Below are 24,477 nucleotides of genomic sequence, written 5' to 3'. Positions count from 1 at the left end.
TCAGTTAGGTTTCCTGATTTTCATTTCTATGTAAATTCAGTAAACTTCACGTTTCTTTTGCTTCTCTTTAAAAGAAAAATCCATTAACTATAGCAATCATTTTCAAATGAAAAAAATAATAATAGCCCTAATTTTTGGGTTTTCGGGTATACTTTCTGCCCAGAATTCGGTTTCAGGAACTGTTACCGATAATCAAAATCAGCCATTACCGGGTGTTTCTGTTTACGCTCCCGAATTACACAAAGGAACTACGACTGACGAAAACGGGAAATACGAATTAAAGAATCTTCCAAACGGAAGTTTGCGTATTGCCTTTTCTTATGTGGGATATTCAAATCAAAATAAAACCATTGCAAAATTGACAAAGGAAAACACGCTCGATGTGACGCTTTTAGAATCAATTCTGGAAATGGACGAAGTCGTGGTTTCTACTCCTTTTAACAAACTTCAGTCGCAAAACGTAATGAAAATTGATCATGAAAGCATCAAGACATTACAACAAAAAGGAACTTCTACATTGATTGAAGGCCTGGCAACAATTCCGGGAGTTTCTCAGATTTCTACAGGGACTTCTATTGGAAAACCTGTAATTCGCGGACTGAGCGGAAATCGTGTTTTGGTATATTCTCAGGGCGTTCGTGTCGAAAACCAACAGTTTGGAGATGAACACGGTTTAGGTTTAAACGATGCCGGAATCGAAAGTGTCGAGGTAATCAAAGGCCCAGCTTCTTTATTGTATGGTTCTGATGCATTGGGAGGCGTTTTGTATTTCAATCCTGAAAAATTTGCTGATGCGGGTACATTCAAAGCTAATTTCAGTCAAAAATATTTTACGAATACACAGGGAAGCAACTCTTCTATCGGATTAAAAACGTCTACAGACAATTGGAAATTTCTCGCCCGTGGAAGTTTCAACACACATTCTGACTATAAAATTGCCGATGGCGACCGTGTAACGAATTCGCGTTATAATGAAACTGATTTTAAAACTGGAATTGGTTACAGCAACTCCACATTTTCAAGTGTTTTAAGATACAACTACAACAAACTGGACATCGGGATTCCGGAAGATGGAATTGCAGAACAATCTTCGAGCAAAGACACTCAGTTTCCAAAACAGGGAATTTTCAATCATTTGTTTAGTTTAAACAATGTAATCTTTTTTGAAAACTCAAAACTTGACGTTGATTTAGGTTACATCTCAAATGACAGAAGCGAATTTGAAGATAGCAACGACGCTGCACTTCGAATGAAACTAAACACTTTTAATTATAATGCAAAATATCATTTTCCGAAATTCGGTAAAATTGAAACCATTTTAGGTGTTCAGGGAATGCATCAGACCAATACAAATTCCGGAGAAGAATATTTGATTCCGAATGCAACAACCAATGATTTTGGTGTTTTTGGAACTGCTAATTACGAATGGAATAATAGCGTTTTGCAAGCCGGTTTACGTTTTGATAACCGAAATGTTACTTCAGAAGCACACGGAATTGTGGGAGAAGAAGGCTCTTTTGAAGCTTTAGACCGATCTTTTGACAGTTTTAATGCTTCTTTGGGATACAAAACAAAATTAGCAGAACCGTTAACACTTCGATTAAATGTAGCTACCGGATTTAGAGCTCCAAACTTAGCCGAGCTGACTTCAAACGGTGTTCACGAAGGAACCAATCGTTATGAAATAGGAAACAGCGATTTGAAAACCGAACAAAACGTTCAGACCGATTTGAATTTAGAATACAAAAATTCGCATTTTGAATTCTTTGTAAACGGATTTTATAACCACATAAACAATTACATTTATACTTCACCAACCGGAGAAATCAGAGATAACAATAATGTTTTTGCCTACATTCAGGATAATGCAAAATTATTTGGAGGAGAAATTGGACTTCATTTTCATCCGCATCCTTTAGACTGGCTGCATTTTGAAACCAGTTTTGAAACCGTAACCGGTAAAAAAGACAACGATGATTATTTGCCTTTAATTCCGGCCAATAACTGGAATAATACCCTTAGGACCGAATTTAATATCAAAAACTGGTTCAAAGAAGGTTACGCCTCTTTAAATGTTTCTTCGACTTTTGATCAGGATAATGTGAGTGGTTTTGAAACAGCATCAAAAGGCTATACTTTGGTCAACTTAGGTTTTGGAGGAACCGTAAAACTGGGAAAAACTGCTTTTGACGTAAATCTGAACGGAAATAATTTGTTCGATAAAAAATATATTGCACACCTTTCAAGATTAAAAACAGACGGAATCCCAAACATTGGACGAAATATTGTTTTGGGAGTTAATTTTAATCTGTAACATTTTTAAACCATATGAGTCTTATAAATAATTTTTGGAGAATCAATTTATTCTTCTAAAGATTGGTGTCAGGCTGAGCCACTTCGGCTTCGCTCAGGATGACAATAATTTTGATTATCCCTAAACTAAAATGAACTTATATGACTCATATGGTTTAAATTATTTTTCACAACAAAATTTGCTATTTTTGTTACAAACACAAAAATCAACTATGAAAAAAACATTTCTTATAATGGCAATAACTACTGCAGGAATTTCTTTGGCACAAAATAAAATTCAGTATCCCGAAACTAAAAAAGGTGAAACTGTTGATGTCTATTTTGATACCAAAGTTAGCGATCCTTACCGTTGGCTGGAGGATGATAAATCTAATGAAACCGGTGCCTGGGTAAAGGCTCAAAACGAAGTTACATACGGTTATTTAAATCAAATTCCATTTAGAGATGCATTAAAAGCACGAATGGAAAAACTATGGAATTATGAAAAAATAGGTGCTCCTTTTACAGAAGGAAAATTTACGTATTATTCCAAAAATAACGGACTTCAAAATCAGTCGGTTGTTTACAGAAAAGACGAAAAAGGCAAAGAAGAAGTTTTCTTAGATCCAAATACATTTTCTAAAGACGGAACCACTTCGCTTGGCGGACTGGATTTTTCTAAAGATGGCTCCAAAGCTGCCTACGCTATTTCTGAAGGCGGAAGCGACTGGAGAAAAGTCATTATCATTGATGCTCTTTCTAAAAAAGTTCTGGAAGACACATTAGTTGATGTAAAATTCAGCGGTGTTTCATGGTATAAAAATGAAGGTTTTTATTACTCCAGTTATGAAAAGCCAAAAGGAAGTGAATTATCGGCCAAAACAGATCAGCACAAATTGTATTTTCATAAGTTAGGTACTTCTCAAAAAGACGATAAAGTTATTTTTGGTGCCGACCAAAAAAGAAGATATGTTGGAGGATCTGTTACCGAGGACGATCATTACCTGGTGATTACAGCTGCCAATTCTACCTATGGAAATGAGTTATACATTAAAGACTTAACAAAACCTGACAGTCCCATAGTTACTATTGTAGACAATTTTAACAGCGATAATAATATCATAGAAAACGAGGGAGGCAAATTGTTTATTGATACCGATTTTAACGCTCCAAACAAGCGTGTAGTAACTGTAGATGTAAGCAATCCGAAGCCTGAAAACTGGAAAGATTTTATTGCTGAAACCCAAAACATTCTGTCTCCGTCTACAGGTGGCGGGTACTTTTTTGCTAATTACACCAAAGACGCAGTTTCTTTTGTACAGCAATACGATTACAGCGGAAAATTAGTCCGTGAAATCAAACTTCCTGCAGTTGGAACAGCAGGCGGATTTGGAGGAAAAAAGAATGAAAAAATATTGTATTACAGTTTTACTAATTACACTACCCCGGGAACCATCTTTTCGTTTGAGCCAAAATCAGGCAAATCGGAAATTTATCAAAAACCAAAAGTAGATTTCAAAAGTGATGATTACGAGTCAAAACAAGTATTCTATACTTCAAAAGACGGAACCAAAATCCCAATGATTATTACCTATAAAAAAGGGACAAAACTAGACGGTAAAAACCCGACAATCCTTTACGGTTACGGCGGATTCAATATTAGTTTAACACCAAGTTTCAGTATTGCCAATGCAGTCTGGCTGGAAAATGGAGGTGTTTACGCCGTTGCCAATTTAAGAGGTGGTGGTGAATACGGAAAAAAATGGCATGATGCAGGAACAAAGCTCCAAAAACAAAATGTTTTTAATGATTTTATCGCTGCTGCAGAATATCTAATTGCTCAAAAATATACCTCATCTGATTACCTGGCAATCCGTGGAGGATCTAACGGAGGTTTATTAGTTGGCGCAACAATGACTCAGCGTCCTGATTTAATGAAAGTAGCTTTACCGGCAGTTGGTGTTATGGATATGCTTCGCTACAATGCCTTTACAGCAGGTGCAGGATGGGCTTTTGATTACGGAACTGCTCAGGACAACAAAGAAATGTTCGAATATTTAAAAGGATATTCTCCGGTTCACAACGTTAAAAAAGGAACGCATTACCCAGCTACAATGGTAACGACAGGAGATCATGACGATCGTGTAGTTCCGGCACACAGTTTTAAATTTGCTTCTGAATTACAAGATAAACAAACGGGAGACAATCCGGTTTTGATTCGTATTGACGTTAAAGCAGGTCACGGTGCAGGAAAATCTGTTGCGGCTACGATTCAGGAAAATGTAGATATCCAGGCGTTCACGCTTTACAATATGGGTTTTAAAACTTTACCTAAAAAGTAAATTTTTAATCTAAGATTCTTTTAGCCACGAATTCACGAATTATTTTTGTGAATTCGTGGCTTTGTTTTTATTGTTCCCGCAGATTTTGCAGATTCTGTTTAAAAAAATCTGTGCAATCTGCAAAATCTGCGAGAAAGAATAATTGATGACTTTTTATCGTACTAATTTTTACTCCCGCAGATCAAGCAGATTAAAAATAAAATCTGTGTGCATCTGCTTAAATCTTTTAAAATCTGCGTGAAAAATAATTCGTAATTCAGGGAATTCAGCACAGCATTTTTAGACAATAGATTAAAATAAATTCGTGAATTCGTGGCTAACTTTTTCAAATAGCCTTAAATTTGAAATAACTTAAAAAAACAACAAATGAAAATCATAAAATGGGGAATCATAGGTTGCGGAAACGTAACCGAAGTTAAAAGCGGTCCGGCATTTCAGAAAGCGCCAAACTCAGCTTTGGTAGCCGTTATGCGAAGAGATGCAGCCCTTGCCGAAGATTATGCCAAACGCCATAATGTACCAAAATGGTACTCCAACGCTGTCGATTTAATCAACGATCCGGAAGTTGATGCCGTTTATATCGCCACGCCTCCGTCTTCACATAAAGAATATACGATTTTGTGTGCCAAAGCCGGAAAACCGGTTTATGTTGAAAAACCAATGGCTTTGACCTTTGAAGAATGTAACGAAATGATCAGTGCCTGCAAAGAACACAATGTTCCGTTATTTGTAGCTTATTACAGAAGAAGCCTTCCCCGCTTTTTAAAAATCAAAGAAATAATAGACGAAGGGAAATTAGGAAACATACGTCACGTAAATTGCGTTTTGTACCATCCATTTGAAGAACGTTATGACGACGAAATCAATCTTCCGTGGACGGTTTTGCCACATCTTTCAGGCGGTGGAATCTTTGTCGATCTGGCCTGCCATACTTTAGATTTTTTAGATTTTGTTTTAGGCCCGATAAAATCCGTACGCGGACATGCCACTTCTCAGCTAAAAGCGTATCCTGCCGAAGATTCAGTTTCGATGTCCTTTCTATTCGAAAACGGAGTGCACGGTACGGGATTATGGAATTTCGCCAGTTTTGAACGTTACGATGTTACTGAAATTGTAGGTGATAAAGGAAAAATAGCCTTTTCAACTTTTGGCGAGGATCCTATTAAAATTGAATATGCAAATGGTGACAAAGAAACCATTACCATTGAAAACCCGCTTCATATTCAACAGCCTTTTATTGAAACCGTTATCGAAGAACTTTTGGGCAACGAAGGAGCTTCTCCATCGAAAGGAGTTTCAGGTGCAAGAACCACATGGGTTATTGACGAAGTTTTAAAAGAGTTTAGGGGATTGAAGTAACAATAATTCGATATTATTTGTCGTTTCGGAGGAGGAATCACACTAGAGATTCCTTATAGAAATTCGCCAATCTTTGTCGAGTTACGAGTGTGATTTCTCCTTTCGTCGAAATGACAAAAAAGCACAAAAAAAGAGAATATTCAAATGAATATTCTCTTTTTTTGTAATATAAAAGTTCTGTAAATTATAAACTGTATTTAAGACCAACAGTCAAACCTAAACCAGAAATTCCAACATAAGAACTAATATCGTTCATTGCATCATCAGGTCTGGTTGTATCCTTTTCTATATTTGTTGTTGCTGTATTAGGATTAAATAAATAGTGATTTGAATTCGTTGTCAATTTATCAACATATTTAACATGACTTGCTGAATAAGAAGCATCTGGTCTAAAAGTAGTTGAAGTATATAATTTATCAACTCCATTTTCAGTATAAACTTCAGTTTCTTTAGTGTCCCCATGTACAGTAAAGTTACGGTACTCCACTTCAGCAAATACCGAAATATTTTTTCCTAACTTATATGACGTACCAATAGCTGCCATAAAACCTACAGTCGGTTTTGGCTTTACAACATCTTTAGAAAATGTCTTTAATATTGGTGTTCCAGAAGCATTTGTATACGTACGGTTAGTTTCGATAGTTAAATCCCCATGAACAGGAACAATAACCCCTACTTTAGTATAAGGCTCAAAACCTTTGTGCTCTCCTAAAAACAAAACTAAAGCCGGAGATAAATCAAATGCTCTGATTCGGCCTTCAGCCTTACCAGAAACAAAAGTTGGCCCGGCAGCTACTAATCTGTGAGTAGTTTCAGCCATTTTTTCATTATTCCCAACATAATAGTTTATACCCATTTCAACACCTAAACGTGTATTGAATCTGTATCCTGCTGCCAAAGTTGAACGGAAACCTTGTCCAAAAGATCCATGATTAGCTTCTCTTGAAACCAGAGTTGTACCATCTGCTGCGTAGACATCATTATTAGGTAATGTTCCTGAAATAATTGGAAAATCAGTAGCGGCAGTTTGAATGAAATAGGAACCTCCTAATTTAAAATACCAGCTTTCCGGTTTATCGGCACCTTCAGTTTGCGCTATTGTGGCCATAGAGCAAATCATAAATCCGATTAAAAATAAATGCTTTTTCATAGTTTTCTTTATTAAATTATTACAAAATTATAACAATTAAAATTTCTTTCTTTACAGCATTCCCACTCTATTAAAAATAATTATTAATTTGAATAACAATCCAAAAATAAATTACTATGCGCGCATAATTTTAACCTAAAAAATACATTATCAATTAAATTTTAACTGTTAAATTTTAATTGAGTTTGAAATTAATCTGCATTTTTTCTAATTCCTCTAATAACTCATTAGATATTCTAACTTTTAATCTACGGCTTGGCATCGATAATTTAGTCACTACCTTTATTTCTTCTACTTCTGTTACTTCTTTTATTTTGGTATCTTCAAGAGCGACATCTCCATCATCATTTTCATCTGTAAAAACTGCGTCGTCTGTCTCTTCAAACCCATTTGCTGTTTCAACCTCAACGAGACGTTTTACCTTTTCTAATTCCATAATTTCAAAAGTCACTGAATTATCCCCTTTGTACGCATTGAACAACTGGCTTAATCTATGAATAAAATCGGTCTGCAAATCTTTAATATTTAATAAAAGAATGAGTTTTTTAGCAAATGCTTCCAAAACATCCTGCAACTGTCTTACCTCAACAAACTGAAGTCTCGGCTCCGATTTTTTACCTGTATCGTGATTCACCCAGCCATCTTTAATTAATACCTTTATATGAGCAAAATTATTCTGAATCAGGAAATGACGGAATTTAAGATATTCTTCATTAAAAATCTTAAACTCATAACTTTCATCATAGCCTTCTAAATTAAAAGCCGCCCAGCCTTTTCCGTTCTTAGCCACACGATGCTGTACGTTATTAATGATTCCGGCAAATGTTAGATTTTTGCCTACGTATTCATTCATACTTTTCAGTGCTTCCAATCGTGCATTGCAGAAGTATTTCATTTCGAACCTAAAATCATCCAATGGATGTCCTGAAATATAAATTCCGACAACTTCTTTTTCTTTAGCCAGTTTTTCCATCGTGCTCCAGTCTTCACATGGCGGTACAACAGGTTCCGCAATTTGAACTTCGCTGGTTTCTCCAAACAAACTTACCTGCGACGAGTTTTCGTTTTCCTGAAACTTTGATCCGTAACGCATCGCTTTTTCGTAGAATGTAATTCCGTCGCCATCATCATGAAAATACTGTGCTCTGGTTGTTCCTTCAAACGAATCAAATCCTCCAGCCAAAGCAAGATTTTCAATTGCTTTTTTATTGGCAGCACGCAAATCAATTCGTTTTGCCAGATCAAAAATGGACTTATATCTTCCGTCTTTTCTGCTTTCAACGATTGTGGCTACAGCTCCGGAACCTACACCTTTAATCGCTCCCATTCCGAAACGTACCGCATAATCATCGTTTACGGTAAATTTATAGTACGATTCATTAACGCAAGGCCCTAAAACCTGCAAGCCCATTCGTTTACATTCTTCCATAAAGAACGAAACCTGCTTGATATCGTTCATGTTATTCGAAAGCACCGCTGCCATATATTCTGCCGGATAGTGTGCTTTTAGATACGCCGTTTGGTACGCAATCCACGCATAACAAGTCGAGTGCGATTTGTTGAAGGCATAACTCGCAAAAGCCTCCCAGTCTTTCCAGATTTTTTCGAGAATTTTAGCATCATGACCTTTTGCTGAAGCCTGTTCAACGAACTTCGGCTTCATTTTATCCAGTACGTCTTTTTGTTTCTTCCCCATCGCTTTACGCAAAACGTCGGCTTCACCCTTTGTAAATCCTGCCAAAGACTGAGACAAAAGCATTACCTGCTCCTGGTAAACGGTAATTCCATAGGTTTCAGACAGATATTCGGCACAGGCATCTAAATCGTATTTAATTTCCTCGTCACCGTTTTTTCTTCGAACGAAAGAAGGGATATATTCCAATGGTCCCGGACGGTACAAGGCATTCATCGCAATTAAATCCCCAAAAACAGTTGGTTTCAGATCCTTCATGTATTTCTGCATTCCGGGCGACTCGTACTGGAAGATTCCAACGGTTTCACCTCTTTGGAAAAGCGCATACGTTTCAGGATCATCAATCGGAAAAGTATCCGGATCCAGATCGATATTTGTTCTGTATTTTACCAGTTTTACGGTATCTTTTATAAGTGTAAGGGTCTTCAGACCCAGGAAGTCCATTTTTAACAATCCGGCACTTTCTGCAACTGAGTTATCGAACTGCGTTACATATAAATCCGAATCTTTTGCAGTCGTAACAGGAACATAATTCGTAATATCTGACGGTGTAATAATTACCCCACAGGCGTGTATTCCTGTGTTACGCATCGATCCTTCAAGAATTTTTGCCTGCTGAATGGTTTCTCCAGCCAAATCACCTTCGTTGGCAATGGCGATTAATTCTTTTACAAGTTCAAATTCATCAGCACCTTTTAATGCTTTTTTAACCTCATCTTCTGATTCTGAAAGGAAACGAGCCAGATTCCATTTACCCGGCATCATTGCGGGAATCAACTTAGCTATTCTATCAGCTTCAAACAACGGCAGATCCAACACACGCGCCGTATCACGAATCGCTGATTTGGTTGCCATTTTACCATAAGTGATAATCTGAGCCACCTGTTTCTGTCCGTATTTGTTGATTACATAATCCATTACACGTCCACGACCCTCGTCATCAAAGTCGATATCAATATCGGGCATCGATACACGGTCAGGATTTAAGAAACGCTCAAAAAGTAAATCGTATTTAATCGGATCAATATTGGTAATACCAAGGCAATATGCAACGGCAGAACCCGCTGCAGATCCACGACCAGGACCTACCGAAACATCCATTTTTCTGGCTTCAGCGATGAAATCCTGAACAATCAAAAAGTAACCCGGATATCCTGAATTCGAAATCGTTAATAATTCGAAATCTAAACGTTCCTGAATCGATTCAGTAATTTCACCATATCTTCTTTTAGCACCTTCCATTGTAAGATGTCGCAGGTATTTATTTTCCCCTCTAACTCCTCCATCAGCTTCATCTTCAGCAACTACAAATTCTTCCGGAATATCAAACTTCGGAAGCAATACATCTCGGTAAAGCGAATAAATTTCTACTTTATCAACAATTTCCTGAATATTGATAATCGCTTCCGGTAAATCGGCAAAGAGTTTTTTCATCTCTTCTTCCGACTTATAATAGTATTCCTGATTTGGAAGTCCGTAACGGTAACCACGACCACGACCAATTGGCGTTGCCTGTTTTTCACCGTCTTTTACACACAATAAAATATCGTGTGCATTGGCATCTTCTTTATTTAAATAATAGGTATTATTAGTTGCAATTAATTTGACATTATGCTTTTGAGAAAACTCAATCAGGGTTTTGTTGACACGATTTTCATCTTCCTGATTGTGGCGCATAACTTCCAGATAGAAATCTTCTCCAAATTGTTCCTTCCACCAAATCAAGGCTTCTTCTGCCTGGACTTCACCAATATTTAGAATTTTACTCTGGATTTCCCCGTATAAATTCCCGGACAAAACCATGATATCTTCCTTATATTGTTCGATAATTTTTCGGTCAACTCTTGGAACATAATAAAATCCGTCAGTAAAAGCAATCGAAGACATTTTAGCCAGATTGTGGTAACCATTTTTGTTTTTGGCTAATAATACAATCTGATTTCCGTTGTCTTTTTTACTCTTATCTAAGTGATTATCGCAAACATTGAATTCACAGCCCACAATCGGCTTGATTTCGGTTTCTGTTGGCTCCTCTCCTGCTTCAACCAAAGCTTTGTTTTTGCCTGAAGCAGCTTTATTATGATTCATAACAGCACTCACAAAATGGAATGCTCCCATCATGTTTCCGGTATCGGTCATAGCAACGGCCGGCATTCCGTTTTTGGCTGTAGCCGATACAATATTCCCAATTCCAATAGTCGATTGAAGAACCGAAAACTGTGTATGATTGTGTAAATGCGCAAATTTTGCCGCTTTGAAATCAGCTTTTGCAGAATCTGAAACTATTGTTGGCGTATCATCAACTTGTAAAGCCTTGATTTGCTCACGGATTTTATCAGAAGCTGCTTTTAGATTGATATGTTTTAAACCAATTAAAGGAAACTCTTGTGGGTTTCTTTCCTGAAACTCTTTGAAATAATCCTTTGAAACATCAAGTTCTTCTTTGGTAAAAATCTCTCTTCTAACCAGTTCGAGAAAACAACGCGTAGTTGCCTCAACGTCGGCAGTTGCATTGTGCGCTTCTGCGAAAGGTTTATTAAAAAGATATTCGTGTAATTCGGTTAGGGTCGGAAGTTTGAATTTTCCTCCACGACCTCCGGGAAGCTTTAATAAAGAAGCCGTCACTTCAGTACAGGTATCTAAAACAGGCATTGAACTCATTTGAGATTCTACTCCCATTCTATGAAATTCGGCTCCCATGATATTAACGTCGAAACCTAAATTCTGACCTACGATGAATTTCGTTTTACTTAAAGCGATATTGAATTTCTCTAAAACTTCAGCCAGCGTAATTCCATCGGCTTGCGCCAATTCAGTAGAAATTCCGTGAATACGTTCAGCATCGTATGGAATATTAAATCCTTCCGGTTTTACCAAATAATCCTGATGCTCGATAAGCTGTCCCATTTCGTCATGAAGCTGCCATGCGATCTGTATACAGCGAGGCCAGTTATCAGAATCGGTAATTGGAGCATTCCAGTTTTTGGGTAATCCAGTAGTTTCGGTATCGAATATTAAGTACATAGCTGTTATTGAAGGGATTGCAATTTTATAAATTTACAAAAAATTGAACTTCAAATTTAGGGATTTTTTTGGGGTATTCCAGCTTAACTTGTTAACACCTTTCAGTCTCTCAATTTTGAAAACTTTTTATCAACACTAAAAAGTCAAATATTATATTTTTTCGCATTACTAAAGTACTGCAATAAATTGCAGGGTTTTAAACCCCGATCTGAGACCAATCAAAAAAGGTTCGCCATTACAGCGAACCTTCCCAACAATTAAAACTATTATTTTTTAATTAATTACTTTCAAATATACCAAATATTTCAGAAATTTTTAAAAGTAAAATCACTATTGCAAGGATTTTACACCCAATGATTGTGGGTATTGCATAAAAAATTAAGTCCATAATGATGTAGAAGTTTTTTGGACTATTTCAGCATATTAACACTATATTGAAGAAAGAATAAATTCTCCAAAACACCGCGTTATAAAACGAAAAGGCCTTGATTTCTCAAGACCTTTTATTTAATTTAAATTTAGTTAAAATTCCATCCTAAAGTCAATCCCCATGCTACAGGTGTAACATCCGCATTTTTATCTGTGCTATATAATCCATTCAATTTTCTGGCTTCAATAGATGTCGGTTTATATCCTATAAATGACTCTTTGCTATCCTGATCAAGTATTGTTCCGAATCCTTTTTCAAGAAATAATGCTGTATATAATGAATTTTTCTTTCCGATATCAAACGTAAATCCGACCTCAAATGAAGACATAAAAATCCCTTTGGTTGGGTATTCTCCAGTTGCTGAATAACTACTTTGTGTTCCAAAACCATATTCTGGTAAATCAGTAATAGTTAAATTGACACCCGGGTAATAAGCAGTTCCACTAACGTAATCTGCAGTAGCACTGATTTTATAACTAAGAGGCAAAAAATACTTTCCTCCAATCCGAAAACCAAAATCAACTCCTTTACTCATGCTTGATTTAAATTCTACAAAAAGCGGAATTTGAATGGCCTGTAAGGTTTGTTTTTCGTTATAGTTATTTGCTGTAACCGTATAAACAAAAGCTGAAGTAGAAGCATCAACTTCGTAATTTGTCAGAGAAGATAAAGATGAAGATATCTCCTGTTTATATTGCGAAAACTCTAAACCAGCTCCAATTCCGATATTTTTTGTTACCGAATAAATATATCCTGCTTTTACTGCTCCTCCCATTTTTTTATCTGCGACAATTCCGTCTACATCACTTTGAATCTCACTCAATCCTGATTGAACGCCTATATAAAATTGAGCTGTAATTACCTGAGAAAAAAGAATCGCTATAATTAGTATACACTTACTATTAAATTTCATACTTATATTTTTTTCATTCGCATGACCCTCCTCATTTTTAAAAATGAAGAGGAAATGCATTTACTTTATTTAGTTTTTTACCAGAAGATTTTTCGTGAAATAACTGCCGTTTGACAATGTTAGCGTTATAATATAAATTCCTTCCACAGTTGGCGCTTGTAACGTTGTAGTACTTTCATTCGTAGTGATACTCTGTAACAACGCACCATTTATAGCAAAAATGTTAATCTTAGCATTTTGCATTTTAGAGTCCTCCAGCGTTGTGACCAAATCAAAACTAGTATTACTCTTGACAGGGTTAGGGACAATTTTAACGGCCTCAACTGCTACTGTAGACGTCAAAGTTAATGGACATGTAGTAATTACAGTTTCATCATGTTTTGTCGCCATAGCATAATACGTCCCGTTTAAAGCACCATTTTCTTTGAAATACTGATTAGTTTGACCTGAAACTAAAACTCCATTTTTATACCAGCTATAAGATTTAAAATCATTAGAACTATTATCAAAAAATATAACACTTTCAAACTGCTTTCTAATTAAATTTGGCTGACTGTTTACTATAGGTAATACCACTACCTGAGCAGCATTATAATTATTGTTCCCAGCTTGAGCAGCAGTAATATTTGCAGATCCATAATTTTCAAACACTAATGAACCATTTGAAATCGTTACAATATTACCATTAGAAGAAGTATAACTCACAGCCAAACCACTGCTTGAAGTAGCTGTTAATACAGTTGTAGTTTCTCCATCACAACCAGATCCCAAAGTTTGATTCCAAGTTATTTGCTGATCTGCTTTTGTAATTGTAAAATCTGCTGGCGCATACATTATAGCGTAGTTGGTATTATTCAAACTGCTTGCAATAGCATACGTCCCAACGTTGTTTCCAGTTGCTCTGGACAAAGAGCCTGTAAAAGTATCTCCAGTTTCTAAACTTGGTACAACCGAATACGTCAAGACAGGATCTACTGCTCCATACACTTTTGTTTTAGCATCTGCGGTTACTGTGATTGCTTTAGTCGTAATTGTTAAATCTGCTGGCGCATACGTTATAGCGTAGTTGGTATTATTCAAACTGCTTGCAATAGCATACGTTCCAACACTATTTCCTTTTGCTCTGGACAAAGAACCTGTAAAAGTATCTCCAGTTTCTAAACTTGGTACAACCGAATACGTCAAGACAGGATCTGCTGCGCCATACACTTTTGTTTTTGCATCAGCGGTTACAGTAATTGCTTTACTCGTAATTGTTAAATCTGCTGGCGCATACGTTATACCGTAGTTGGTATTATTCAAACTGCTTGCAATAGCATACGTTCCAACACTGTTTCCAGTTGCTCTGGACAAAGAACCTGTAAAAGTATCTCCAGTTTCTAAACCTGGTACAACCGAATACGTCAAGACAGGATCTGCTGCGCCATACACTTTTGTTTTTGCATCTGCCGTTACTGTGATTGCTTTAGCTGTAATTGTTAATTCTGCTGGCGCATACGTTATAGCGTAGTTGGTATTATTCAAACTGCTTGCAATAGCATACGTTCCAACGTTGTTTCCAGTTGCTCTGGACAAAGAACCTGTAAAAGTATCTCCAGTTTCTAAACTTGGTACAACCGAATACGTCAAGACAGGATCTACTGCTCCATACACTTTTGTTTTAGCATCTGCGGTTACTGTGATTGCTTTAGTCGTAATTGTTAAATCTGCTGGCGCATACGTTATACCGTAGTTGGTATTATTCAAACTGCTTGCAATAGCATACGTTCCAACGTTGTTTCCAGTTGCTCTGGACAAAGAACCTGTAAAAGTATCAGTTCCTACTAAACTTGGTGAAACCGAATACGTCAAGACAGGATCTGCTGCTCCATAGATTTTTGCTTTTGCATCAGCGGTTACAGTAATTGCTTTAGTCGTAATTGTTAAATCTGCTGGCGCATACGTTATAGCATAGTTGCTATTATCCAAAGTGCTTGCAATTGCATACGTTCCAACGTTGTTTCCAATTGCTCTGGACAAAGAACCTGTAAAAGCATCTCCCGTTTCTAAACTTGGCACAACCGAATACGTCAAGATAGGCTCTACTGCTCCATACACTTTTGTTTTAGCATCAGCCGTTACTGTGATTGCTTTAGCTGTAATTGTTAATTCTGCTGGCGTATACGTTATAGCGTAGTTGGTATTATTCAAACTGCTTGCAATAGCATACGTTCCAACGCTGTTTCCAGTTGCTCTGGACAAAGAACCTGTAAAAGTATCTCCAGTTTGTAAACTTGGTGAAACCGAATACGTCAAGACAGGATCTGCTGCGCCATACACTTTTGTTTTTGCATCAGCGGTTACAGTAATTGCTTTAGTCGTAATTTCACCTATTTCACCCGATGTTGTTTGAGAATTTAATACATAATTTAATGCATCATCTCCACTAACTGCCAAGTTGCTAACCGTTATAGTTTTATTTGTTCCGACGTCTTTCGTGTCATATTCTCCTAATGATGGGTTGTTTAAAGTTACTATATCATTTTCTAAAATTCCATTAAGATCATAATTTTCATCTGATAAGACTGCTTTAGTTGTTGCATCAAAAATTTTGGTTACGCTTCCTTTTAATGAAACATCTAATTCTTTAGGTTCAACTTTAGCTATATTAGCTATTAAAGAGGCAGCGCTTAATATGTAGTTTTTAGCATCTGCTCCAGATAATCTTAAAGCATTAATGGTAACTGCTTTATTTTCTCCTGCATTTTTATTATTTAACTCACCAGCGACAGGATTATTTAAGATTACATTATCGCCATCGACAACCCCTTCTAGAGCAAAATTACTAGTATTTAATGCTACAATAGTATTCGCATTATAAACTTTTGATATTTCGCCTTGTACTATAACATTTAAAGGCTTTGGTTCTATAATTAAATCGGCTTCTACTATTTGATCGTTATAATTTGGTTTGCTTAAAGTAGCATACACTTTATAACTACCCACGTCTATTTTATTGTTGTTAGTATAGCTTACAGTTACCTGATCAGGAAGAACACCATCAATAGTTAATGATTTTCCGGTTCCATCATAAATGTAGGTGTTGGGTGTTAAAACTACATCGGCAGCTAAATTTCCTTTTAAAATTATTAGTTTGGCAATAAGCTGTTTGTTATTATAATTTACACCTCCATTGATATTAACTGTAACATCATACGAGCCAACATTGACATTATCATTATTTGTATAAGTTGGTGTAACTCCATCAGGAAGTATTCCATCAAGCGATAATTTTTTAGGAGTACCATCATACACTTCTTCTTTTTCTAATAAAAATATGGCATTAGAAAGATCCCCTTTATTAATAGTCATAGAAGTAGTTAATACAAGCATGTTGTAATTAGAACCCGAAAGGGTCGCTTTTACATCGTTATAAGCACCAGCGTTCTTTTGAGTGTTTGAGTAAACTACATTTACTCCATCAGGTAAACTTCCAGATACTTCCGGGTGCTTATCAAACCCATCATAAGTAAACGTATTTGGAGTGAATGTAATGCCTGAAAGGACTGTTTTATTAATTTTAAGTGTATTAGATAATGTCAAATCATTATAATATTGACCTCCGCTAATGATTGCTTTAACAACGTATTCTCCTGCATTTATTTGTCCATTACCTTCATAAGACACACTAGCTCCTGTTGGTAAATCATTAATATTCAGGTATTTTTTAGAACCATCGTAAGTATATGTTTCTGGGTTTAAACTGGTAGAAATATCTCCTTTTTCAACTGTAAGTATAAAGCTTTTAGATGTAGAAGCATAGATTTCGTCTCCATTTTGAGTAACGGTTATTGTAGCTTGCCCAACTCCTACGATATCAATTTTATTATCTTTTGTTATGTAAGCTACCGTATTATTATCACTAGTATAGGTAAGCGGCATTAGACCACTTGATGCGGTTCCTATTACAAAGTCAGCATCTGTATATTTTTTAGTTATATCACTAGCATTAATCGTTTGTACTAGTTTTGACTCATAACAACCCATATCTATTGTAGTGTTGAGAAAACGACTGCTATTTGCAATATCTTTATTACCTGCAATAACTAAGTTATAAAGCGTGTTATCTCCTTTATCGATCGCTGCAGATGTTGCTTTTAAAGCAAAGTTATTTGTACTTATATCAATAAAATCCGCAGGTTTTGCATAGCTATTATTAGCTAATGTCATGGAGCTGTATTGAGAATCTGTTTGAGCTTTAGATAGCAATGAGTTTTTAATTGTAACTGTCCCTGATGTTCTATTTATATCTTTGTTAAATAGGTTGTCTTTAAATATAGAGTTAAACACTTCTAAAGTAGAAAGTCCAGTAGTAGAAATATGAGATCTATAAACTATACCGTCTCCAGAATTGGTATCTCCAAAAGTAGCATTAACGATTTTCACATTCGCATTATCAATTAAAATTGAAGAAGCATTTGCCGCATAGTGCTTAGCAAAATTACCGTAAAAAAGCGTATTGTAAATTGAAGCAGTAGATTGATCTGAAATATAAATACCACCAGCTAAAAGACCTGAAGAGTTTTCTGAAATAACACAGTTTTTTATAGAAACGTTTGAACTGTGTACACGTATACCACCACCATAAGTTCTATTAATGGACTTTCCATTTACCGTTACACTTCCTGCACCGTTAGTATCTAAATCCGACGCCGCACCTTTCAAAATAGTGAAACCGTTTACTTCGTTATCTCCCATTGCATTAGAAACTGTAATGATATGATTAATGACGTTTGAGCCATCTAAAATCGTTTTATTATTTTGAATGTTTCGGTCTGCTATACTCTCTCCTGCAATATTTCCATCAAAACCTCCATATAGTTTTACGCCATCTAATACTAAAAAGCTATTATCTCTGCCTTCATCAATAAAGTTGGAATTGTCTCTGAAACTGTATTTTGGTGTATAAGTACCTTTAGCTACATAAATTTTATTTACAGTATTGGGTGTTTCTTTATTAAGAATGGTGGCATATCGTAAAGCTAATGACAAATCGTTTAATGCTAATTCCCATGAGGACCCATTGCCACCCACAGAGCCTTGTTTTACATATAAAGTATTATTTGTTAAAACAGTATTCGGTTTTATTGTTAAAGTTCCAGTTTTATAGACAAAATCATAATAATTGGAAGACAAACCACTTGGTGTTATACCATCTGTATAAACACCTATATCCGTTTTACCTACGGCATTACCTGAATATTGTAGTGTTCCTGTAAGCTTAGAACTATCTTCACCATTAACAAAACCAGTGTAGCTTACACTATAATCTCCATTTGGTAATGCTAAATTATTGAAAGATTTAGACTTGTCGTTTGCTTTTACCGTTAACGTTGCTTTTGCTACCGTTAAAACAAAAGTTTTTTCGGTTGGAGCATAAACTTCATTACCAACTTGAGTAATCGTAATGGTAGTTGTGCCTGGATTTAGTATGTGAATCTTACCGTCTTTAATAGTAGCAATAGTAACGTTACTACTTTTGGTGTACGTTAATGGTAAACTACTAGCTACTGCTGCCGATGGATGGATAAAATCTACTTCTCCATAGGTTTTAGTTAAGTCTGTAGCTGTGATAGTTTGAGGTGTACGCAATTCTTCTGCTCCAACATCAATAGTTGCAGTCAAACGAGTATACCCATTAATATCATACGTTGAAAGGCTATTAAAAGAATAATAGCTATTATTCCCTTTATCTTTTGCAAAACTATCTTCTTTTAGCGCTATACTATTTGTTTTAAAAATGGCATCCAAAGTGACAGTTGTAGAATTATTATAAAGACCTTCCGTTATATTATCATCTTTTTGGACAATACTATTGTATGATGTTATTCTGCTAGAAACACCCTTGTTATTATTCATATATATAGAGTTGTACAATGAGGTTGTAGAACTTGCGTCATTAACAATAGCGGGAGCATCTCCATTATTTCCAGATATGGATTTATTTTCTGTAATTGTACAGTTATATAATTTTGGACTACTATTATTAGCGTTCCACATTGCCGAGCCATATCCATAGTATCCGGAGTTTAAAGATTCGCTTCCATCAACACCTACTTTATTATTTTTAATAATACAGTTTATAAGTACAGGGCTACTGTTATCGTTATATATACCGCCACCATATGTGGTGAATATATAAGAGGGGAAAGGAAACAATGAATTATCCTTAATTATACAGTTTACAATAGTAGGAGAGCTATTTTTATTATAAATTCCTCCGCCTTGACTTGATTGATTAACACCAGAGCCTCCAATTGTAAATCCATCAATAATATCAGTATTAGTTAATCCATTATTGTCATTTGTTATTACCCTATTTTCCCTAGCTCCTTGAGAAAGAATACTCTGGGTAAATTTTCTTTTGTGAGTAAGTGCTGTAATGCCATTGTCAGGGTCAAAACCACCATACATACTAACCCCCTTAAGCATTTTGAAACTTTGCCCACTATTAGAGTTATACTGCCCAATAGATACAAATATTTTTGTTGCTTTAGTTCCAGTTAAATTAATTATTCTTGCTATTTCTAGCGCATCCCTAACTTCTCCTAAGGCATTAGTCCAAGAACTTCCATTACCTGTAGCACCTTTTTTGACGTATAGCGTACCATTTGTTAAAGTAACATCAGGTACAATGGTTAACTTACCGTTACTGTAGCTAATTTCATATTTAGAAGAAGTGTATCCTGATGGGATTATTATATAAGTATCACCTATAGCAGTAGCAGTTAAAGCAGTACCACCATACGCAAGGTTGCCACCTAAACTATTATCAAATGTGTCATCAAAAACAAACCCAGAATAAGACACAGTGTATCCGTTAAATACCACGCCATCGTAAAGTTTAACTTTATTATCTGCAGTTACTGTTAAAGTTCTTTTTCCTGCCGTTAAAATGAAAGTTGAACTTACAGCGTCGTATTCATCATTTCCTGATTGTTTTACTGTTATAGTAGCTGTACCAACACCTACTACTTTAATTTTACCATCCTCTATTTTAGCAATAGCAGTATTACTAGAAGAAATATATTCCAGTGGTAATTCGCTTGATGCTTTAAAATCAGGTATAAATGGTTCATCTCCGTAAGCTTTTGTAATATTATTAGCTGCGATGGTCTGAGTTTTATTTCTCTCAAAAACTCCCATATCAACAGTAGCATCAATAATACGAGATTTCCCTTTTAAATCTTTGGTTGGGAAAAAAATATTAAGTGGGATATTGTTACCAGTATTTAGGGCAAGACTAGTAGTTAATAACTCATAATTCGTATCAAAAACACTAGTGGTTTGAGTTATACCGCCTACACCTTGTATTAAACTATTTTCATTATTAATACTACTACTTGCATCATTAAAAATATTTGAACTATTTTTTACACTAATTGTATTTACAATTCTTGGAGTAGAAGCATTTGCATTATACAAAGTTGCTCCTTGTGTGCCTGTGTTATCAGCTATAGTGTTATTCAATAGGGTAGGTAAGGATGCATCGTTGTAAATAGACGCTCCTTTAGGTGCTGTATTACTAATAATTAAACAGTTGACCCATGTTGTATTGGCGCTTTCATTATATATAGCCCCTCCATTTGCAGTAGCAATATTTGATTTTATGATACAGTTTTCAAATTTTGGAGATACTTTTTTGTTATATATACCACCTCCGTTACTTGCATTACCGCTTGTAATTGTAAAACCATTTAAAACAGCAGCACCAGTTAAGCCGTTGTCATCATTTCTAATAACCGAGGCATTATTATTACCTTTTAAAATACTTCCATCATTTAAATTACCTGTAATACGTTGATGTGTTAAGTTTGTAACAGCATTATCAGGGTCGAATCCTCCATATATTTCTATATTTTTAGGCATTATATACGATTTCCCTGAAGCTAACTGATAGGTTCCTTTAGCTACGTATATTTTTTTAACTTTTTTAGGGTCAGTGTCATTTGTATGAACAGTGTTAATATTAGCAGCTCTTGTTAAAGCAACCTCTAAATTACTTAAAGGACTACTCCACGAAGAACCATCGCCATTTACACCTTGTTTTACATATAAAATGTTATCTGTTAAATTTAAATTCGATTTTATTTCTATAGTTCCTTCTTCAAACAAAACCGTGTATTTGCTAGACGAAATACCTTGCGGTGTAATTTTATATACACCTGGTTCAGTTGCAGTTGTAGCATTACCTGAAAATGCAAGAGTACCAGAGATACTATTTGCTACACTATCACCAGACTCAAAACCAGAATAAGTTACGGTATAATTACTATTTCCATAAACACTACCATCAAATAACTTTGTTTTATCAATAGCTTTAACTGTAAGGGGTATTTTTGTTACATTAACAACTATTTTAGTCCTGGTACTTTCACAATTATTAGCATTGGTTTGGCTAACCCAATAGGTGGCAGAATTTTCGGACGACATATTTAAAGAAGGAAATACTGTTGATGCTGTACCTCCTACTTCTTGTGAATACCATTTTAAATTACTACCATTTACCACAATCTTAACGCCTTGTTGACCAATAATAAAATTTTGAGGCGATTGTGCAGTTGGTGCCTCGGTGGAACTTATAGATACAGCAACACTTGCTCGCTCGCTCTCACAACCATTAACGGTTTGACTAGCATAATAAGTCGTTCCAGAAATTAAAGTTGTATTACTAGCTAATGGACTTCCTCCTAAAGCTTGACTGTACCATTTAATAGTTGAACCTGTTGCTTGTAAATTATTTAGAATGGCTTGATTACAAAAAGCTTGTGGTGAAACAACCGTTGGTTTTGATTTACCAGAAACGCCTAATACGTTTTCATAAGCACCAATATCAATAGCATCAACTTTTCTCGCACTTCCCGCAATATCCTTGCTCGAATATTCACTCAAATACAATGAACTATTTCCTTTATTTAATATGGGGCTGCAGCCTGTGAGATTAAAATTATTATTTGCTTCATCCGCAAAATACAAGTTCGTTTCAAGAACATTGCTCTTACTACCAACATAATTATTAGTATATCTAAAAGAATTGTTTTGAACATCGGCCGAAGTACTTGGCCCACCAACATCTTCTAAAATATTATTGTAAAGTTTAATGTTTTTACTAAACATATAAATACCAAAACTTGATTTTTCATTCCAAACAGTGTTATTTACAAAATCGACAGTTGCATTATCATAAAACAAAGCCGTAAAGCCTTCGTTTCCTGTAAAAGTATTATTACATATTTTACTAACTCCTCCCAATGTGGCAACTATTCCACTCGATTGTCCTGAACTATTTGTAGTCCCAACATTAGCCCTAATCGTATTATTAAAAAAATTGGTTTTTGCAGAACTTTCAATATCTACAACAGCACCTATATAAGCCTTATTTCCTGTAAATGTATTATTATTTACATTCGCTGTAAGTGCGTTAATTAAAAAAATGCCCCCTCCTCTTTCAACAGAACTGTTGTTATCGAATGTGTTTTCGTTTAGACTTAACTGACCCGCAATAGCTGCGCCAGGCGTACTAGCAAATATTGCTCCTCCAAATTTCTGAGAACTATTGGTGTTGAAATTATTCTTGTTAATAATAGAATTAACAGTACTCGTTTCGAAATAAATTCCTCCTCCTTGTTTAGTAGCTGTATTGTGTGTAAATGTATTTTCTGAAATTTTAACATTATTATCACTGCTAGATACTAAAGCGCCACCATATCCAGAAGCAGAAAAAACACTTGTATCTGTAACACTATTTCCATTAAATGTATTTCCACTTATGGTTGTGCTATTCCTGTTTTTAAGTAAACACAAAGCACCTCCTAACAAAGATGTGTTTCCTGAAAATGTGTTTCCCGAAAATGTAACGCCATTTGTGTCATATAATACACATGCTCCTCCCATACCCTTTGAAGCAGAATTATTAATAAACTTATTTGATGTTACTTCGGCATTTATAACATTTTGAAGCTTAATAGCACCTCCACCATCAGCGAGTGTATTATTTGCTATCAGCAAAGCATTATTACTAGTAAATGTAGAATTTGTAATTTTAAGATTACTAATGTTTTCACCTGCATAAATAGCTCCTGCAATTGCTGCACTGTTGCTATTAAAAGTACAATTATCAATGATTCTTGTTGCCGAATCTGCATTGCTCACTTTTTCTATGAAAATAGCTCCTCCGAATCCAATATCAGTTTGATTATTATTGGCTTTATTGTTAGTAAATGAAGCTCCACTTATATTTAAAGATCTTCCGCCTATCTCAACAACAGCGCCCCCTAAAAGCGAGCTGTTATTGTTAAAACTTCCTCCTGTAATCGTTAAATAGCTATCATTGGAGACAACTGCACCTCCATTATTAGTTGCTGTATTATTAGTGAAAGTAGAGTTTTTAATAGTAGTACGAGCGCCCTCTTGTAAACTTACAGCTGCACCAAAAATACCAGTATTATTTTTAAACGTTACATTTTCTAATGTTAAAATCCCTCCTACATTGTATATACCACCTCCATTACTTTGTGGGTAAGATGTATTAGATATTTGCACTCTTTTAATATCACCTCCTGGGACTGAAGGGACACCAGGTAAAGAGCCAAAACCTGCTAGTTGCAAACCAATTGAAGCAAGTTGGTAGTAAGGGCTTTCGTCCATTGCCACAAACCAATCTGGATATTTAGCTTTAAGATTGTCGTTAAAAGAATTACCACCAACTTCTTTAGATACATTATAATATCCAAGTACATCACACTTTCCATCACTAATGGTTACTCCGTTTACGTAGTAATTCTCATTCTCTTCAAGAGCATGGATAAACACAACATGGTGTGCATAATTACCGCCACCTAAATTTCCACTAAGAATAGTTTCATTTGTTGTAATGTTCCTTTCGCTAATGCTTGTTTCGCTACCAATAAAGCCTCCATATAATTTTACATCTTTTTTTAAACCAAAAGTATTGTTCCTATCCTTCGGATTGTCGTTAGGCGCTGGAGCAACTTTAGGAGTATATGTACCTTTAGCAATCCACACTTGGGTATTCCCACTAGATAAACTAATCGTTTTCTGTAAGTTGTCAGAAGCGTTGCTCCATGAACTTCCATCTTTAGTTCCGGCACCATTTACCGTTACATATTTTATTGTTTGCGATAGAACAGCTTGCGCAAAAAACAGAAAAAATAAGGTAATTGTTAAAGTAATTTTTCTCATAAGCATGGTATTTAGATTTGTTTAGGCAACGTT

7 protein-coding genes are annotated in these 24,477 nt (G+C 35.5%); 3 read left to right on the top strand and 4 right to left on the bottom strand.

What is annotated here, in order from left to right:
- Window positions 1-106: 106 nt before the first annotated feature.
- The 3 genes from BXU10_RS08660 to BXU10_RS08650 all read left to right on the top strand — a co-directional run bounded on the left by BXU10_RS08660 (window position 107) and on the right by BXU10_RS08650 (window position 5,993).
- Window positions 107-2,314, top strand: a complete 2,208-nt coding sequence (locus BXU10_RS08660) for a TonB-dependent receptor (protein ID WP_078226995.1) — start codon at window positions 107-109, stop codon at window positions 2,312-2,314.
- A 211-nt stretch (window positions 2,315-2,525) separates the two neighbouring features.
- Window positions 2,526-4,634, top strand: a complete 2,109-nt coding sequence (locus BXU10_RS08655) for a prolyl oligopeptidase family protein (protein ID WP_078227949.1) — start codon at window positions 2,526-2,528, stop codon at window positions 4,632-4,634.
- A gap of 366 nt (window positions 4,635-5,000) precedes the next feature.
- A complete protein-coding gene (locus BXU10_RS08650) occupies window positions 5,001-5,993 on the top strand; it encodes a Gfo/Idh/MocA family protein (protein WP_078226994.1) in 993 nt (330 codons plus the stop codon).
- Window positions 5,994-6,177: 184 nt separating this feature from the next.
- Here BXU10_RS08650 and BXU10_RS08645 read toward each other — a convergent pair whose 3' ends face one another.
- The 4 genes from BXU10_RS08645 to BXU10_RS08630 form a co-directional block, all read right to left on the bottom strand.
- Window positions 6,178-7,143, bottom strand: coding sequence for an outer membrane beta-barrel protein (locus BXU10_RS08645; RefSeq protein ID WP_078226993.1), 966 nt, complete (start codon window positions 7,141-7,143; stop codon window positions 6,178-6,180).
- A 175-nt stretch (window positions 7,144-7,318) separates the two neighbouring features.
- Window positions 7,319-11,860 (bottom strand): DNA polymerase III subunit alpha, encoded by a 4,542-nt coding sequence (dnaE, locus tag BXU10_RS08640; RefSeq protein ID WP_078226992.1) that lies wholly within the window; start codon window positions 11,858-11,860, stop codon window positions 7,319-7,321.
- Window positions 11,861-12,378: 518 nt separating this feature from the next.
- A complete protein-coding gene (locus tag BXU10_RS08635) occupies window positions 12,379-13,203 on the bottom strand; it encodes a hypothetical protein (RefSeq protein ID WP_123921970.1) in 825 nt (274 codons plus the stop codon).
- Between the two features lie 69 nt (window positions 13,204-13,272).
- Window positions 13,273-24,444 (bottom strand): MBG domain-containing protein, encoded by an 11,172-nt coding sequence (locus BXU10_RS08630; RefSeq protein WP_123921969.1) that lies wholly within the window; start codon window positions 24,442-24,444, stop codon window positions 13,273-13,275.
- Window positions 24,445-24,477: the final 33 nt, after the last annotated feature.

The organism is Flavobacterium sp. LM4 (assembly GCF_002017935.1).
Lineage (GTDB): Bacteria > Bacteroidota > Bacteroidia > Flavobacteriales > Flavobacteriaceae > Flavobacterium > Flavobacterium chungangense.
The sequence above is the reverse complement of the archived record's forward strand: the minus strand, read 5'-3'. Positions and strand labels throughout refer to the sequence as shown.